This window comes from Pseudomonas sp. LS-2 (assembly GCF_003605735.1).
Taxonomy (GTDB): Bacteria; Pseudomonadota; Gammaproteobacteria; order Pseudomonadales; family Pseudomonadaceae; genus Aquipseudomonas.
In genome coordinates this window covers 1-15,897 of sequence record NZ_QXTJ01000023.1, presented here as the reverse complement: position 1 = coordinate 15,897, position 15,897 = coordinate 1, and the positions used below count along the sequence as shown (strand labels likewise).

At 59.7% G+C, this 15,897-nt stretch carries 13 protein-coding genes and 2 pseudogenes; 3 read left to right on the top strand and 12 right to left on the bottom strand.

The features are described from left to right. The first annotated feature begins 10 nt into the window (after window positions 1–10). Together D3M70_RS13805 and cobA are read left to right on the top strand one after the other, a co-directional pair. A complete protein-coding gene (locus tag D3M70_RS13805) occupies window positions 11–1,705 on the top strand; it encodes a bifunctional protein-serine/threonine kinase/phosphatase (RefSeq protein WP_120126310.1) in 1,695 nt (564 codons plus the stop codon). Between the two features lie 66 nt (window positions 1,706–1,771). Next, complete coding sequence (cobA, locus tag D3M70_RS13800) at window positions 1,772–2,536, top strand: uroporphyrinogen-III C-methyltransferase (protein WP_120126309.1); 765 nt, start codon at window positions 1,772–1,774, stop codon at window positions 2,534–2,536. Window positions 2,537–2,628: 92 nt separating this feature from the next. Here cobA and D3M70_RS13795 read toward each other — a convergent pair whose 3' ends face one another. The 9 genes and pseudogenes from D3M70_RS13795 to ppsA form a co-directional block, all read right to left on the bottom strand. Next, window positions 2,629–3,663, bottom strand: coding sequence for an OmpA family protein (locus tag D3M70_RS13795; protein ID WP_120126308.1), 1,035 nt, complete (start codon window positions 3,661–3,663; stop codon window positions 2,629–2,631). A 107-nt stretch (window positions 3,664–3,770) separates the two neighbouring features. Next, window positions 3,771–4,361 carry an RNA polymerase sigma factor SigX gene (gene sigX, locus D3M70_RS13790; RefSeq protein ID WP_093458388.1) on the bottom strand — a complete coding sequence of 197 codons (591 nt, stop codon included), beginning with the start codon at window positions 4,359–4,361 and terminating at the stop codon, window positions 3,771–3,773. A gap of 89 nt (window positions 4,362–4,450) precedes the next feature. Further along, window positions 4,451–5,275, bottom strand: a complete 825-nt coding sequence (locus tag D3M70_RS13785; protein ID WP_120126307.1) for a mechanosensitive ion channel domain-containing protein — start codon at window positions 5,273–5,275, stop codon at window positions 4,451–4,453. A gap of 2 nt (window positions 5,276–5,277) precedes the next feature. Further along, the gene (locus D3M70_RS13780) at window positions 5,278–5,538 is read right to left on the bottom strand and encodes a CrfX protein (protein ID WP_120126306.1); all 261 of its coding nucleotides are present in this window, start codon (window positions 5,536–5,538) and stop codon (window positions 5,278–5,280) included. Window positions 5,539–5,624: 86 nt separating this feature from the next. Beyond that, window positions 5,625–6,620, bottom strand: coding sequence for a zinc transporter ZntB (locus D3M70_RS13775; RefSeq protein WP_120126305.1), 996 nt, complete (start codon window positions 6,618–6,620; stop codon window positions 5,625–5,627). 52 nt (window positions 6,621–6,672) lie between these two features. After that, window positions 6,673–6,790: pseudogene (locus D3M70_RS33190) on the bottom strand (putative 4-hydroxy-4-methyl-2-oxoglutarate aldolase); the annotation flags it as partial. A gap of 1 nt (window position 6,791) precedes the next feature. Next, on the bottom strand, window positions 6,792–7,110 hold a 319-nt coding region (gene rraA, locus D3M70_RS13770), incomplete at its 3' end, for a ribonuclease E activity regulator RraA (protein ID WP_256659845.1). Window positions 7,111–7,331: 221 nt separating this feature from the next. Continuing rightward, entirely contained in the window at window positions 7,332–8,324 is a 993-nt protein-coding gene (locus D3M70_RS13765) for an alpha/beta fold hydrolase (RefSeq protein WP_120126303.1), read from the bottom strand. A 170-nt stretch (window positions 8,325–8,494) separates the two neighbouring features. Further along, window positions 8,495–10,870, bottom strand: coding sequence for a phosphoenolpyruvate synthase (gene ppsA, locus D3M70_RS13760; RefSeq protein WP_120126302.1), 2,376 nt, complete (start codon window positions 10,868–10,870; stop codon window positions 8,495–8,497). Between the two features lie 201 nt (window positions 10,871–11,071). Between ppsA and D3M70_RS13755 the strand changes: the two genes are divergently transcribed. Then, window positions 11,072–11,890: a pyruvate, water dikinase regulatory protein gene (locus D3M70_RS13755; protein ID WP_081566090.1), complete on the top strand. Its 819-nt coding sequence runs from the start codon at window positions 11,072–11,074 to the stop codon at window positions 11,888–11,890. Between the two features lie 107 nt (window positions 11,891–11,997). Here D3M70_RS13755 and prpF read toward each other — a convergent pair whose 3' ends face one another. The 3 genes and pseudogenes from prpF to acnD form a co-directional block, all read right to left on the bottom strand. Further along, window positions 11,998–13,188 (bottom strand): 2-methylaconitate cis-trans isomerase PrpF, encoded by a 1,191-nt coding sequence (gene prpF / locus D3M70_RS13750; RefSeq protein WP_120126301.1) that lies wholly within the window; start codon window positions 13,186–13,188, stop codon window positions 11,998–12,000. A 25-nt stretch (window positions 13,189–13,213) separates the two neighbouring features. Next, window positions 13,214–13,741, bottom strand: a pseudogene (locus D3M70_RS33185) (Fe/S-dependent 2-methylisocitrate dehydratase AcnD); the annotation flags it as partial. Between the two features lies 1 nt (window position 13,742). Continuing rightward, a partial coding sequence (gene acnD, locus D3M70_RS13745; protein WP_256659844.1) for a Fe/S-dependent 2-methylisocitrate dehydratase AcnD occupies window positions 13,743–15,775 on the bottom strand: 2,033 nt, incomplete at its 3' end. Window positions 15,776–15,897: the final 122 nt, after the last annotated feature.

The window sequence follows — 15,897 nt, the reverse complement described above, 5'->3', positions numbered from 1 at the left end:
AGGAGTGGCCATGAATCAGCCCCTGACGTTGAAACCGGTCGCGTCCGCTGGCCTGCAATTGCGCTTTGCCGAGTTCAGTGCCAGTGGCCCGCGAGCGGAGAATCAGGACGCAACGCGCCTTGTCACCCCGGCTCCGGCGCTGGCGGCGAGCAAGGGCTACCTGTTTGCCCTGGCCGACGGCGTCAGTCAGTGCGTCGATGGCGGCCTGGCCTCCCGTTCGACCCTTCAGGCACTGGCGCTGGATTACTACTCGACCCCTGAAACCTGGGGCGTGGCGCACGCGCTGGACCGCCTGTTGCTGGCACAAAACCGCTGGCTACAGGCCAACGGTCTGCTGACGACGCTCAGCGCCATCGTCCTGCGCGGTCGCCGCTTCACCCTGGCCCACGTGGGCGATTGTCGGGTATATCGGTGGTTCGACGGGACCTTGCAGCGCATCAGCGAAGACCATGTCTGGGAGCAACCGGACATGCAGCACGTACTCAAGCGCGCCCTGGGGCTGGATCAGTTTGTGGTCATGGATTATCTGGACGGCGAACTGCGTGAGGGCGAGCGCCTGCTGCTGGTCAGCGACGGCGTCTGGTCGAGGCTCAACGACGCCAGCATCCGCTCGATCCTCAACGATCAGCAAGACCTTGATGCCGCCGTTCGGGCGCTGGTCAATTCGGCGCATCTGGCAGGCAGCCAGGACAATGCCAGCGCGCTGCTGATTCATGTCGACCAACTGGGCTCCGACGCCTTGGGCGACACGCTGTTGCAATTGCAGCAGTGGCCCTTGCCGCCCGCATTGAAACCAGGCCACACCTTCGAGGGATGGCAGGTTGAGACGCGCCTGGGCGATTCCCGTCAATCGATGCTCTATCGCGTACGCGACGCTCAGCAGCAACGCTGGTTGCTCAAGACCTTGCCCGATGCGCGCCGCAATGAAAGCGGTGCCGGGCAGGCGCTGTTGCTGGAAGAATGGTTTCTGCGCAGGGTCGCAGGACGATTCTTTGTGCACGTCCATCCGCTGCCTGAACGCCAGCACCTGTATTACGTGATGCGCGAATACCTTGGACAGACACTCGCTCAGACCTTCGCGCAGCAAGGTCCGATGGAACTGGCACGCTGGCTGAGTCTGGCAAGGGATCTGATCGGCGCCATGGGCCTGCTGCATCGGCGCAACATCGTGCATCGCGACATCAAACCGGAGAATCTGTTGATCGATAACGGCGGGGAATTGCGCGTGCTGGATTTCGGCCTGGCGTTCTGTCCCGGCCTCTCGTCGATGGTTGAGGGCGACGTTCCCGGCACGCCGAGTTTTATCGCGCCGGAAGCCTTCGGGGGCGCCGAACCCGCTCCCTCGCTGGATCTCTACGCCGCCAGCGTGACCTTGTACTTTCTGCTCACCGGCCACTATCCCTACGGGGAAATCGAGGCGTTTCAGCATCGACGCTTCGGCAATCCCGTTCCGGTCAGCCGCTATCGGCCGGACATACCGGATTGGCTGGAACGGCATCTGGATCGCGCCCTTCAGGCCGACCCGGCAAAGCGTTTCGAAACCGCCGAGCAGTGGCTGCTGCAATTTCAACAGGGCGAGCTGGCAACACTGGACACACGCCCCAAGCCGTTGCTGGAGCGCGAGCCGCTCAAGGTCTGGCGCACCGTGGCGCTGCTCTCGTTGCTGGTGAACCTGCTGCTGTGGATCTGGCTGTTCAAACACTGAAACCAACCGAACTGAACTCGACCGGCCGCCGCGCTCGCGGCCGGGCCATGTAATGAGGGGAATGTCATGAATGCAAAAGTCTGGCTTGTGGGTGCAGGCCCTGGTGATCCGGAACTGCTGACCCTCAAGGCCGTGCGCGCGCTCGGCGAGGCCGATGTGGTGCTGATCGACGATCTGGTCAATCGCGCCATTCTGGAGCATTGCCCTGAGGCCCGGGTGATTGCGGTGGGGAAACGCGGCGGTTGCCGCTCGACGCCGCAAGCCTTCATCCAGCGCCTGATGCTGCGCTACGCCCGACAAGGCAAATGCGTGGTCCGGGTCAAAGGCGGGGACCCGTGCATCTTCGGACGTGGTGGGGAAGAGGCCCAATGGCTGGGCGAGCATGGAATCAACGTCGAGATCGTCAACGGCATCACCGCTGGCCTGGCAGGCGCCACCCAGAGCGGCATCTCGTTGACACTGCGTGGCATCGCTCGAGGCGTGACACTGGTGACCGCGCACACGGAAGACGACAGCAGCCTGAACTGGCGCGCCCTGGCGCAGAGCGGCACCACGTTGGTGGTCTATATGGGCGTGGCCAAGCTCGGTGATATTCGCGATCAGTTATTGGCAGCAGGAATGCCCGGCCAGACGCCGGTGGCAATGATCGAAAACGCTTCGCTGCCCCATCAGCGTGAATGTCGCAGCTGCCTGCAAGACATGCAGAGCGATGCCGCAGACTTCGTTCTCAAAAGCCCGGCGGTGATGGTCATCGGCGAGGTCGCACGACAGGCACAAACGCTCACGGCCATGTGCAATGAAGCTGTTCGAACGCAGCCGATTCACGCCTGACAGCAACGCAAGGACTGAAAGCCGGCCAATCATGTGACACCAGAAAAAGAAAAACCCGGCCGAGGCCGGGTTTTTCTTGAAGCGGGGGCTAATTACTTAGCTTGGGCTTCTACTTGTGCTTCTACGCGACGGTTAACAGCGCGGCCAGCGTCAGTTGCGTTGTCAGCAACTGGACGGGTTTCGCCGTAACCTACCGAGTTCACGCGCTCAGCACCAACACCGTACTGGTTAACCAGAACTTGCTTAACGGCGTTTGCCCGACGCTCGGACAGTTTCTGGTTGTAAGCGTCAGGACCGACGGAGTCAGTGTGACCTTCAACAGTGGTGGTGGTTTGTGGGTACTGCTTCATGAAGTCAGCCAGGTTCTTGATGTCGCCGTAGCTGTTTGGCTTGACGACCGACTTGTCGAAGTCGAATTTAACGTCCAGCTCAACACGAACGACTTCAGCAACAGCCGGGCAACCGTTGGCGTCAACGGTAACGTTGGCCGGGGTGTCAGGGCACTTGTCGACGTTGTCGCAAACGCCGTCGTTGTCGCTGTCGGAGCACACTTCAGCCACTGGGGCTGGTGCAGCTTCAACTTTCTTGGAACCGCCACCGAAGTTTACGCCGATACCGACGCTTGGAGCCCACTCGGTGTCGCCCTGGTCGATGTTGTACTGAGCTTCAACGCCAGCACGAGCGTAGAAGTTGTCGGTGAAGTACAGCTTGGCACCGCCGCCGATGTTGGCGAAGGTGGAGCGGTTACGACCGCCGCTGCCGTTCTGACCGATGCTCTGATCGGAGAAACCAGCCGAGACGTACGGACGCAGCATGTCGCCCGGGTTGTTGAAGTGGTACAGAGCGTCCAGAGCGGTGTTAGCGCCCTTGATGTTCTTGCTGTCGTCGCTGCGCACGTTGTGCACTTCGTCGTAGCCCAGACGCAATTCAACGTCGTCGGTCAGGAAGTAGCCAACAGAACCGCCGAACAGGTTACCGTCGTTTTTGAAATTACGAGCGCTGTCGAACTGTTCTTTCTTGGCGAAGCCTTCGATTTCGACCGCGCCTTGGCCTTGTGCCAGAGCGCCGAACGAAGTTGCGGCAACAATAGTACCAATGGCCAAGCCCAAGGTGTTTTTCAGTTTCATCCGTTAAATCCCCATCTGGTGATTGTAAAGCAGTCCCCCTTATCGAGAGACAACTCATCGGCAAGTCTATCAGAACTTGCCTGCCCGTTAGAGATATTTGCTCCGAGTTAAGTTTCGGTCACGCCTGCAAATTTCTCACGTAATTTATCGAGTGCCCGTTTGTATCGCATTTTTGTGGCACTCAGGCCCATATGCATTATGTCTGCGATCTCCTGAAATTCCAGTTCTGCGACGAATCGCAGTACCAGAATCTCCCTGTCGATCGGGTTCACATGCACGAGCCAGCGATCGAGTCCGCCCTTCTCTTCCGGTTTCGGCGCCTTTTCTTCAGACGCTTCCTCGAGGGGGTCCAGACTCAAAGCGTCCATCAACCGACGCTTTCGCCGCTCCTTCCTGTACTGCGTGATGCATTCGTTGTAGGTGATGCTGTAGAGCCAGGTTTTGAACTTCGATTTTCCTTCGAAATTCTTCAAGCCATACAACACCTTAAGCATCACCTCCTGACAGACATCGTCAGCATCGCGATCGTTCCCTAAATACCGCGCGCAGACGTTAAAAAGTGTCCGCTGGTAGCGACGCATCAGCTCCTCGTAAGCTCGAGTCACGTGGAACAACTCGGCGTGCGAGCGCGCAACCAACTCCTCATCAGAGAGCTCGCGGGGGTCGTAACGCAGTGAGAGCGATTGGGGTTTATTCAAAACAAGTCGTGCCGACAGTCGGGTAGATGTCCGCCACTTCCCGGGAGCCCCGGGATTTCGCGGCGGCATACATTAGCAGATTTGCCGGTTCAGCGGCTGCTCACTCGCTGCTCGAGAAGGATCCGGTTCGACAGCGACACCAGTTCTCCTTCGTCGGTCAGCAACGTGGTTTTCACCGTGCCAATCTCTTCGATCTGCCCTTCGACCTCTCCAACACGCACTTGTTGCCCTACCTGGTACAACTCCCGCACATAAATTCCTGCCAGGATCTGGCTCGCGATTTCGCGGCTACCCAACCCCATTGCCAGCGCAATTGCCAGACCAACGGTAATCAAACCTATCACAATGACGTGATTCAGCAGATCGGTTTTTACCTCAAGCTGACTGATCGCCACCGAAATGCTGATGATGATGACCAGCCACTGGGCAATTCGCCCCAGGCCTGCCGCGTAATCCAGACCGACACCTTCGGCCGCGCCCCGCACGATACCGTTGACCAATTGCGCCAGCAGAACACCTACCAGCAGCACCAGGGCCGCGCCGAACACCTTCGGCAGGTACAGCGCCAGCATGTCCAGTGTCGCCGAGACCCGCTCAAGGCCGAGGGATTCTGCCGCCGACACCAGGAAAATCAAGAGCACAAACCAATACACGATCTTTCCGATCAGGGTCGAGATCGGGACTTGAATGCCCGCGCGACTGATCAGTTTGGTCAGGCCGGTGCCCCCCATGAGGCGATCCAGACCCAGTTTTGCCAACAGCTTGGACAACAGGGTGTCGAGCAGCTTTGCCACCACGAAACCCAGAAGAACAACCACCAGAGCGCCGAACAGGTTCGGGATGAAGTTCGCGACTTTGGTCCACAACGCAGTCATTGCGGTGACCAGGCTCTGTGTCCAGAGATCCAATTCCATATTCAATCAGCCTTGTCTTTAGCACCGGAAAAAGAGTGACCGGCAATCGTCTCTCGACGGGAAACAGGTGAAACGTGAGCCGAGCCGTTGTTCACGGCAATCATCAGAGCTTGTGTGCAGCGGCCCAGCAGACCGAACAGATCACCGGCGCCTACCTGGCGATTGGCGGTCTTGAGCACGCGACCCAGCACAGCATCGTCGTCCCGGCTGGAGGACGAAGAGTTGAGCATGTCTCGCAGTGATTCTTCAAACGGGTCGTGCATAGGCACCTCACGTGATGTCACTGAAAGACGCAGGCAATTTTGCATGAGTCACAAAACAGATTCGAGACGCGGCGTTTTTTTGCCCGTCACACCCATCGCAGACGCTTGAACAACCAAAACTGCCCCACCGCGACGACGATCATCAGGGCGCAGGCGAACGCAAATCCGTAGGGGTTATCCGAACCGGGAATCCCACCAACGTTGATCCCCAGCAAGCCGGTGAGAAAACTCATCGGCAGGAAAATGCCGGTGACGATACCAAAGCGGTACATGGTGCGGTTCATTCTCTCGTTGAGGCGTCTATCTTCGGCCTCCAGCACCAGCCCCACACGCTCGCGAGTCAATTCCAGCTCTTCCAGATAACGCGTCAGACTGTTGTTCAATTCGTTCCAGTAATCAGCATCGTCCTCGACGAACCAGGGCATCTTGCTCCGGGTCAACTGGGCGTAGATTTCTCGTTGCGGGTGCAGAAACCGGCGCATGCCAGCGGCGCGCCTGCGGATGTGCACCATGTTGCCATGCTCAGGAACATACCGTTCGTCGGCATCTATGCGCTCCTCCATGTCGTCGACCAGTTCGGTCAACTCGCTGACCACCGCCTGGACCTTGTCGGTGAGCAATTGAGCGAGGTACACCAGCAGCTCGGAAGCGGTTTTCGGCCCCTTTCCCTGGTTGAGCATCTCGATCAGTTCGTCCGTCGCCCGCAGCGAGCGAAGGCGCAAGGAAATCACACGCTGCGCGGCAGCGAAGATGCGCACCGACACCATGTCTTCAGGTTCAGCGCCGGGGTTCAGGTTGACCCCGCGCAGAAAAAGCAGCAATTCATCATCCGGCAACGGCAGCAAGCGTGGACGGGTGTTTTCTTCAAGCATCAGATCGCAGACGAACTCACTGAGGCCGCTGGCGGTGCGCAGCCAGGTCTGGGTCTGTGGATGACCGCGATCCCAATGAAGCCACACACTTTCATGGGGCTCCAGTTCCAGGCTATCGAGTTCGGTTCGAGCTATTGAACGCGCCCCGCCCCTACCGTCCAGTACCAGGGCATGTACCAGCCCCCATTGCGCGTTGGTCTCATCGAACATTCGTTGTCCTTGTTGTCCCCGCGACCTGCCTCGAGGCGCGGAAGAAGTCCGGTCAGTCCGGCATTTTCAGGGGGCTTGGTGAGACAATGATGCCGTTGTTGTCGGCATACACGTACTCACCCGGACGGAACGTCACACCGCCGAAACTCACCACCACATTCAGGTCGCCCNGATCGGTCTGTGCCAGAACATCGACATCACGCACGCAACCGTAGATGACCATGCCCTCCCAGCCATTTCTGGCGGCCTTCTCTGCCAGCATGTCACCGAGCAGCGCACGGCGAAGCGAACCGCCGCCGTCGATCACAAGCACCTTGCCCTTGCCGTCCTGATCGGCCTGTTCACGCACCAGTGAGTTGTCTTCGAAACACTTGAGGGTGACGATCTGACCACCGAAGGAATCGCGCCCCCCGAAATTGCTGAACATCGGCTCGACCACCTGAACCAGCTCAGGGTAGGCGTCGCACAGATCCGGAGTGATGTAGTGCATGGGGAACTCCTGTCATTTGAGGCATGGCTTACGAGGATAAACCTGTTCGGTTCAGCTTCCAGTGACACGCACGTGTGACCGCGCCGATGTCCACATTGCTTCCTTATATAGAACAAATACCTGACCGACGAGTCTTGTCCCGTTTCATGGACCCGGGCCACTCGACCGGGTGTAGCTTAGTCCCAAGCCAACGGCATAGGAATGCCCCGCAAGCCTTCAATTCAGGAAGTTACCAGCCTATTCAGCGTTGATTCAGCGTCAGTCGCTCGAACCTGATCGTTGAGCCAATCCGCTACGCGTGGCCACACCTGGACCTGCGCGGCCTTGCTGACCAGCATTTGCACATGACCGAAGTCTTCGCTGTACCCCTGCTCGCGCCCAAGACACAGAAAGGTCTTGTGCTCTGAACCGAACTGCTCGAACAGCTCACGACAGGCCCATTCCGGATCCTGATGATCCCCGGCACCCGCCACACACAGAACCGGCACCTGCACGTGGCGAAGCCCGGACCACCAGTCGTCCTTCTTGTCGCCGAAGCGCCCGAACAGACCGTGCCAGCGCATGCTTTCCAGCAGGATGCCCATCGGCTCGTCTTCGGGACCCCGCTTGAAACGCGGGCCAGAGACATGCTCGAAGCGCTTGAGCAGCAAACGCGTGGTCCACTGCAATGGCGGCACTTTAAGCGGCCAGTATTTACGGGTGATCTGACTGCCGAACAATGCAGCGGAGGCTACCTGATCGGCCCCCATATAATGTCCGCCGAGTGCGGCGGCCAGGGTCGTGCCACCCAGCGAATGGCCGATCCAGTGCGGGATCTGCCCGCTCTGTTCACCGACGAATGCGGCGATCGCCGGCAGGTCGTAACGCGCGTAGTCGGCCACACGGTTATGTCGGTAGGCCTCGTTGCGGACCGACAAACCGTGACCGCGCATCTCTGGAATCCACACGTCGAATCCTGCGCGCGCCAGATAGGCGCCCAAGCCAATGCCTTTGGGTGAATACCAGAAACGGCGATTGGAGAAGCTGCCATGCAGCAGGATCACCGGAACACCACGCACGTCGGGTGCGGCCACCCGACCCAGACGGGTCACGACCAGCTCGACCGTGAAGTCCATGCTGTTGCCGGGTTTGAGGCGGTACACGTCCTCGATCAGATCGCCACGTCGTTCGGCACTGATCAAGGCCACGGGAAATAGATTGCTGCTGCTCTGCATATTGCTCTTGCTTGACTGAAGTGGCGCACCGTCGGAGATAGCACGATGGAGCTGTCCCGGCGCTGAACTTTCACCTGAATAAGGCGCATGAAAAAGGGCGGTATCAATGAGACCGCCCTTCTTGAGAAAGCCGGCCCACGGAAACGGGCCAGCATCTTACTCGATTTACATCACTTCGGAGCTTCCTCTTCGGACAGGAAGAACCAGGTTTCCAGTACCGAATCGGGGTTCAGCGAAACGCTTTCGATGCCCTGCTCCATCAGCCAGCGCGCCAGATCCGGATGATCGGATGGGCCCTGACCGCAGATGCCGATGTACTTGCCAGCCTTGTTACATGCCTGGATGGCATTGGACAGCAGCTTCTTGACCGCAGGGTTACGCTCGTCAAACAGGTGCGCGATGATGCCGGAGTCACGGTCCAGGCCCAGTGTCAGCTGAGTCAGGTCGTTGGAGCCGATGGAGAAACCGTCGAAGAATTCGAGGAATTCTTCCGCCAGCAAGGCGTTGGACGGCAGCTCGCACATCATGATCACACGCAGGCCGTTGTCGCCACGGGCAAGACCGTTTTCTGCCAGCAGATCCACCACCTGACTCGCTTCACCCAGGGTGCGCACGAACGGCACCATGATTTCGACGTTGGTCAGGCCCATCTCGTTGCGCACGCGCTTGAGGGCGCGGCACTCGAGTTCGAAGCAATCGCGGAAGTTTTCGCTGATGTAGCGCGAAGCACCACGGAAGCCCAGCATCGGGTTTTCTTCTTCCGGCTCGTACAGCTTGCCGCCGATCAGGTTCGCGTACTCGTTGGACTTGAAGTCCGACAGGCGCACGATGACCTTCTTCGGCGAGAACGCAGCAGCCAGGGTACTGATGCCCTCTACCAGTTTCTCGACATAGAAACCGACCGGATCGTCGTAACCGGCGATGCGCTTGTCGACGCTTTCCTTGATGTCCAGCGGCAGGTTCGGGTAGTTCAGCAGCGCCTTGGGGTGCACGCCGATCATGCGGTTGATGATGAATTCCAGACGCGCCAGACCGATACCGGCGTTTGGCAGCTGGGCGAAGTCGAAGGCACGATCCGGGTTGCCGACGTTCATCATGATCTTGAAAGGCAGTTCCGGCATCGCATCGACAGAATTCTGCTTGATGTCAAAGCCCAGCTCGCCTTCGAAGATGTAACCGGTGTCGCCTTCAGCGCAGGAAACGGTCACACCCTGGCCGTCCTTCAACAGCTCGGTGGCATTGCCGCAACCCACGACAGCCGGGATACCCAGCTCACGAGCGATGATTGCCGCGTGGCAAGTCCGGCCGCCACGGTTGGTCACGATGGCGCTGGCGCGCTTCATCACCGGTTCCCAATCCGGGTCGGTCATGTCGGAGACCAGTACGTCGCCGGCCTGAACCTTGTCCATTTCGGACACGTCCTTGATGATCCGCACCTTGCCTGCGCCAATGCGCTGGCCGATGGCACGGCCTTCGGCCAGAACGGTGCCCTTCTCTTTAAGCAGGTAACGCTCCATGACGTTGCCCGAACTGCGGCTCTTCACGGTTTCAGGACGCGCCTGGACGATGTACAGCTTGCCGTCGTCACCGTCCTTGGCCCATTCGATGTCCATCGGGCACTGGTAGTGTTTTTCGATGATCATCGCCTGGCGCGCCAGGTTGCTGACTTCTTCATCGGACAGGCAGAAACGCGCGCGATCAGCGGCCTCGACGTCGATCACCTTGACCGATTTACCGGCCTTGGCTTCTTCGCCGTAGATCATCTTGATGGCTTTGCTGCCCAGGTTGCGACGCAGAATCGCAGGACGACCGGCTTCAAGGGTGTTCTTGTGGACGTAGAACTCGTCCGGGTTGACCGCGCCCTGTACGACGGTTTCACCCAGGCCATAGGCACCGGTAATGAACACGACGTCACGGAAACCGGATTCGGTGTCCAGCGTGAACATCACGCCAGCGGTACCGGTTTCGGAACGCACCATGCGCTGCACGCCAGCGGAGAGTGCCACCAGCTTGTGGTCAAAACCCTGGTGTACGCGGTAGGAAATAGCGCGGTCGTTGAACAGCGAAGCGAAGACTTCTTTCGCTGCGCGAATCACGTTATCGACGCCGCGAATGTTGAGGAAGGTTTCCTGCTGACCGGCAAAGGACGCGTCAGGCAGGTCTTCTGCGGTGGCGGAAGAACGCACGGCAACGGCGATGTCCGGGTTGCCGGCCGAGAGTTCGGCGAAGGCGGTACGGATTTCGGCGTTGAGCTTCTCGGGGAATTCGGCATCCATGATCCACTGACGAATCTGCGCACCGGTTTTAGCCAGTGCGTTGACGTCGTCGACGTCCAGGGCATCGAGTGCCTTGTGAATCTGATCGTTCAGACCACTCTGCTCAAGAAAATCACGATAGGCTTGAGCTGTAGTGGCGAAGCCACCGGGAACGGAAACGCCTGCGCCCGCCAGGTTGCTGATCATCTCGCCGAGGGATGCGTTCTTGCCCCCCACATGCTCAACATCATGTTTGCCGAGCTTATCGAGGGAAACTACGTACTCTACCAAGGTGATCTCTCCACTAACCGATTTGTTGTTGGGAAAAGCGTTGGTGCTGGAATCAACAGCAAGACAGCGATTCCACGCACTTGTGGTCTGGATCCGGAAAACGCTGAATCTTGAAAATAAAGGTAGAATGCGGCCAGTAACGGCACGCAAGCCCGCCTATGATATCCAAGAATCGTCACCAGCTTAAGGCCCAAGGCGCAAATGAAACGATCCGCTTTCTTTATCTCCGACGGCACCGGCATCACTGCCGAAACCCTGGGTCAGAGCCTGTTGGCGCAATTTGAAAACATAACATTCAACAAGTTCACCAGGCCCTACATCGACAGCGTCGAGAAGGCACGGGCCATGGTCCAGCAAATCAACAAGGCCGCCGAGAAGGACGAGGTGCGTCCGATCATCTTCGACACCATCGTCAATCAGGACATCCGCGAGATTCTGGCGACGTCCGACGGCTTCATGATCGACATCTTTTCGACCTTTCTGGCCCCGCTCGAGCAGGAGCTTAGTTCACACTCCTCCTACTCGGTGGGCAAATCACATTCCATCGGTCACAACTCCAATTACATGGAGCGGATCGAGGCGGTGAACTTCGCGCTGGACAACGATGACGGCGCCCGAACCCACTACTACGACAAGGCCGACATCATTCTGGTGGGTGTCTCGCGCTGCGGGAAGACGCCGACCTGTCTATACATGGCCATGCAATTCGGGATCCGCGCGGCCAACTACCCGCTGACCGAAGACGACATGGAACGCCTGCAACTCCCGGCCGCGCTGAAACAGCATCGCAACAAGCTGTTCGGCCTGACCATCGACCCGGATCGACTGACCGCCATCCGTCACGAACGCAAGCCCAACAGCCGTTATTCGAGTTTTGCCCAGTGTGAATTCGAAGTGCGGGAGGTGGAAAACCTGTTCCGCCGGGAGAACATCCCGAACATCAATTCCACGCATTTTTCCGTCGAAGAAATCTCGGCCAAGGTGTTGGTGGAGAAAGGCGTTGAACGGCGTTTTAAATAACACTTACACCCTGTAGCAGCCCGGCTCGCCGGCGGTGGCGTCTTCAGAAGCGCTTGCGCCGGCGAGCCGGACTGCTACAGGGTTTTCGTGGCTGCGAGAACCGGTACTTAGAGACAATCACCCGGCACGCGCACCCACCCTTCCATCAACACCCGCGCGCTGCGGCTCATGATGGCCTTCTTCACCGACCATTCGCCGTCAACGATTGCGGCCTCAGCCCCCACACGCAGAGTTCCGGAGGGATGGCCGAAACGCACCGCGCTGCGCTCGCCGCCGCCTGCCGCAAGATTGACCAGCGTGCCGGGGATCGCTGCCGCCGTGCCGATGGCCACCGCCGCGGTGCCCATCATGGCGTGATGCAGCTTGCCCATGGACATCGCACGCACCAATAGATCAGCGTCCTGGGCTGTCACCCGTTTGCCGCTGGACGACACATATTCGGAAGGCGCCGCTACAAACGCGACTTTCGGTGTGTGCTGACGCTTGGCCGCTTCATCGACATTGCCGATCAGGCCCATGCGCACTGCGCCATAGGCCCGAATGGCCTCAAACCGGTTCAAGGCTTCAGGGTCGCCGTTGATCGCATCCTGCAGCTCAGTGCCGGTGTAGCCGATGTCGCTGGCATTGACGAAGATAGTCGGGATACCGGCGTTGATCATCGTCGCCTTGAACCTGCCGACACCCGGCACTTCCAGCTCGTCCACCAGATTGCCGGTGGGAAACATCGAGCCACCGGCGCCCTCTTCTTCCGCTGCCGGATCCATGAATTCAAGCTGGACCTCGGCGGCAGGGAACGTCACTCCATCGAGCTCGAAGTCACCGGTTTCCTGTACCGCGCCTTCGGTGATCGGTACGTGGGCAATGATGGTCTTGCCGATATTGGCCTGCCAGATGCGCACCACCGCCACACCGTTGTGCGGCACGCGACTGGCGTCCACCAGACCATTGCTGATGGCGAACGGTCCAACTGCGGCCGAGAGGTTGCCGCAGTTGCCGCTCCAGTCCACGAACGGTTTGTCGATGGACACCTGACCGAACAGGTAATCGACGTCGTGATCGGCCCTGCTGCTTTTCGACAGGATTACCGTTTTGCTGGTGCTCGACGTCGCACCGCCCATGCCATCGATCTGTTTGGCGTAGGGGTCGGGGCTGCCGATCACCCGCAGCAACAAGGAGTCACGCGCGGGGCCAGGCACCTGCGCGGCCTCAGGCAGATCTTCCAGACGAAAAAACACGCCCTTGCTGGTCCCGCCGCGCATGTAGGTCGCGGGGATCTTGATTTGTGCTGTATGAACCATGAAATCTTTTCCTTTATAGATCACTTCAGGCGACGGCCGACGATTCGAGGAAATCCTGAGCGAAGCGCTGCAACACGCCACCCGCTTCGTAGATCGACACCTCTTCGCCCGTGTCCAGACGGCAGGTGACGGGCACCTCCACGCGCTCGCCGTTTTTGCGCTGGATCACCAGCGTCAGTGTGGCGCACGGGGTGCGTTCGCCGATGACGTCGAAGGTTTCGGTGCCGTCAATGCCCAGCGTGATGCGATTGGTGCTTGGCTTGAACTCCAGCGGCAACACGCCCATGCCCACCAGATTGGTGCGGTGAATGCGCTCGAAACCTTCGGCAACGATGGCTTCCACACCGGCCAGACGCACGCCCTTGGCTGCCCAGTCACGGGACGAGCCCTGACCGTAATCGCCCCCGGCCACAATAATCAGCGGCTGCTTGCGCCCCATGTAGGTCTCGATGGCTTCCCACATCCGCGTGACCTTGCCTTCCGGCTCGACCCGCGCCAGCGAACCCTGCTTGACCTTGCCGTTCTCCTGAACCATTTCGTTGAACAGTTTCGGNTCGCCCCGGTGAGTGGCATAAGAATTGAAGTCCTCTTCCGGCACGCCCATTTTTGCCAGGTATTCGCCCGCCGCGCTGTCGAGCATGATCGCGTTGGAAGGCGACAGGTGATCGGTGGTGATGTTGTCCGGCAGCACTGCCAGCGGGCGCATGCCCGTGAGCGTACGGTCCCCCGCCAGCGCGCCTTCCCAATAGGGGGGGCGACGAATGTAGGTGCTCATCGGGCGCCAGTCGTACAGCGGATCGACCTTCGGGCCGGTGTCTTCATGGATAGCAAACATGGGGATGTAGACCTGCCGGAACTGCTCCGGCTTGACCGAGGCCTTGACCACGGCATCGATTTCCTCGTCAGTCGGCCAGATGTCCTTCAAACGGATTTCCTGACCGTCTGCACTGATTCCCAGCACATCTTTCTCGATGTCGAAACGGATCGTGCCGGCAATGGCGTAGGCCACCACCAGTGGCGGCGAGGCGAGAAAGGCCTGCTTGGCGTACGGATGGATTCGCCCGTCGAAGTTGCGGTTGCCCGACAACACGGCCGTTGCGTAGAGATCGCGGTCGATGATTTCCTGCTGAATCACTGGATCCAGCGCGCCGGACATGCCATTGCAGGTGGTGCAGGCAAACGCCACCACGCCAAAGCCCAGCTGTTCCAGTTCGTCGGTCAGTCCGGCCTCGTCCAGATACAGCGCCACGGTTTTGGAGCCCGGCGCCAACGAAGACTTGACCCAGGGTTTGCGCGTCAGCCCCAGCGCGTTGGCATTGCGTGCCAGCAGCCCCGCGGCTATCACGTTGCGCGGGTTGCTGGTGTTGGTGCAACTGGTGATGGCCGCGATGATCACCGCACCATCGGGCATCTGACCGGGAGTGTCTTCCCATTTGCCGGAGATGCCTTTGCTCGCGAGATCCGACACCGCCACGCGCGCGTGGGGGTTGCTCGGGCCAGCCATGTTGCGCACCACCGAGGACAGATCGAACGTAAGGCCACGCTCATATTGCGCACCGTTGAGGCTGTCGGCCCACAGGCCGGTGGTCTTGGCGTAGTGCTCGACCAGTTGCACCTGCTCGTCTTCGCGGCCGGTGAGCTTGAGGTAATCGATGGTCTGCTGATCGATGTAGAACATCGCGGCAGTGGCGCCGTATTCCGGAGCCATATTGGAAATGGTGGCGCGGTCGCCCAGGGTCAGTGCCGAAGCACCTTCACCGAAGAACTCCAGCCATGCCCCGACCACTTTTTGCTTGCGCAGAAACTCCGTGAGTGCGAGCACCATGTCGGTGGCCGTGATGCCCGGTTGCAGCTTGCCGGTCAGTTCGACGCCGACGCTTTCCGGCAGGCGCATCCAGGAGGCGCGACCGAGCATCACACTCTCGGCTTCCAGGCCGCCCACACCGATGGCGATCACGCCCAGCGCATCGACATGGGGGGTGTGGCTGTCGGTACCGACGCAGGTATCAGGGAACGCCACGCCGTCACGCAGCTGGATCACCGGAGACATTTTTTCCAGGTTGATCTGGTGCATGATGCCGTTGCCCGGCGGGATCACGTCGACGTTCTTGAACGCCTTTTTGGTCCAGTTGATGAAGTGGAAACGGTCTTCGTTGCGACGATCTTCGATAGCGCGGTTTTTCTCGAACGCTTGGGGGTCGAACCCGCCGCGCTCGACGGCCAGTGAGTGGTCAACGATAAGCTGCACGGGGACCACCGGGTTCACTTGAGCCGGGTCACCGCCCATATCGGCGATGGCGTCGCGCAGGCCTGCCAGATCGACCAGCGCGGTCTGGCCGAGAATGTCGTGGCACACCACGCGCGCGGGAAACCACGGGAAGTCCAGGTCGCGCTTGCGCTCGACCAACTGCGTCAGCGAAGCATCGAGCGTTGCCGGGTCGCAGCGGCGCACCAGGTTTTCGGCGAGCACGCGGGAGGTATAAGGCAGGGTTGCATAAGCGCCAGGCTTGATCGCATCGACCGCCGCGCGGGCGTCGAAGTAATCCAGAGACGTGCCAGGCAATGGCTTGCGGTATTGAGTGTTCATCGTCAGGACTCGATCACGGTGTGTTTCACAGGGCAGGGGCTGATCCCGATCTCTGTGTAGGAGCGCGCTTGCCCGCGACCGCGGTGTGCCTGTGACAACGGTGTGTCTGACGCACCGCGGTC

Coding starts and splice junctions, on each gene's coding strand:
- D3M70_RS13755 (WP_081566090.1), top strand. CDS start 11,072: ATGAAACGATCCGCTTTCTTTATCTCCGACGGCACCGGCATCACTGCC.
- cobA (WP_120126309.1), top strand. CDS start 1,772: ATGAATGCAAAAGTCTGGCTTGTGGGTGCAGGCCCTGGTGATCCGGAA.
- D3M70_RS13765 (WP_120126303.1), bottom strand. CDS start 8,324: ATGCAGAGCAGCAGCAATCTATTTCCCGTGGCCTTGATCAGTGCCGAA.
- D3M70_RS13785 (WP_120126307.1), bottom strand. CDS start 5,275: ATGGAATTGGATCTCTGGACACAGAGCCTGGTCACCGCAATGACTGCG.
- D3M70_RS13775 (WP_120126305.1), bottom strand. CDS start 6,620: ATGTTCGATGAGACCAACGCGCAATGGGGGCTGGTACATGCCCTGGTA.
- prpF (WP_120126301.1), bottom strand. CDS start 13,188: ATGGTTCATACAGCACAAATCAAGATCCCCGCGACCTACATGCGCGGC.
- D3M70_RS13795 (WP_120126308.1), bottom strand. CDS start 3,663: ATGAAACTGAAAAACACCTTGGGCTTGGCCATTGGTACTATTGTTGCC.
- D3M70_RS13780 (WP_120126306.1), bottom strand. CDS start 5,538: ATGCACGACCCGTTTGAAGAATCACTGCGAGACATGCTCAACTCTTCG.
- D3M70_RS13805 (WP_120126310.1), top strand. CDS start 11: ATGAATCAGCCCCTGACGTTGAAACCGGTCGCGTCCGCTGGCCTGCAA.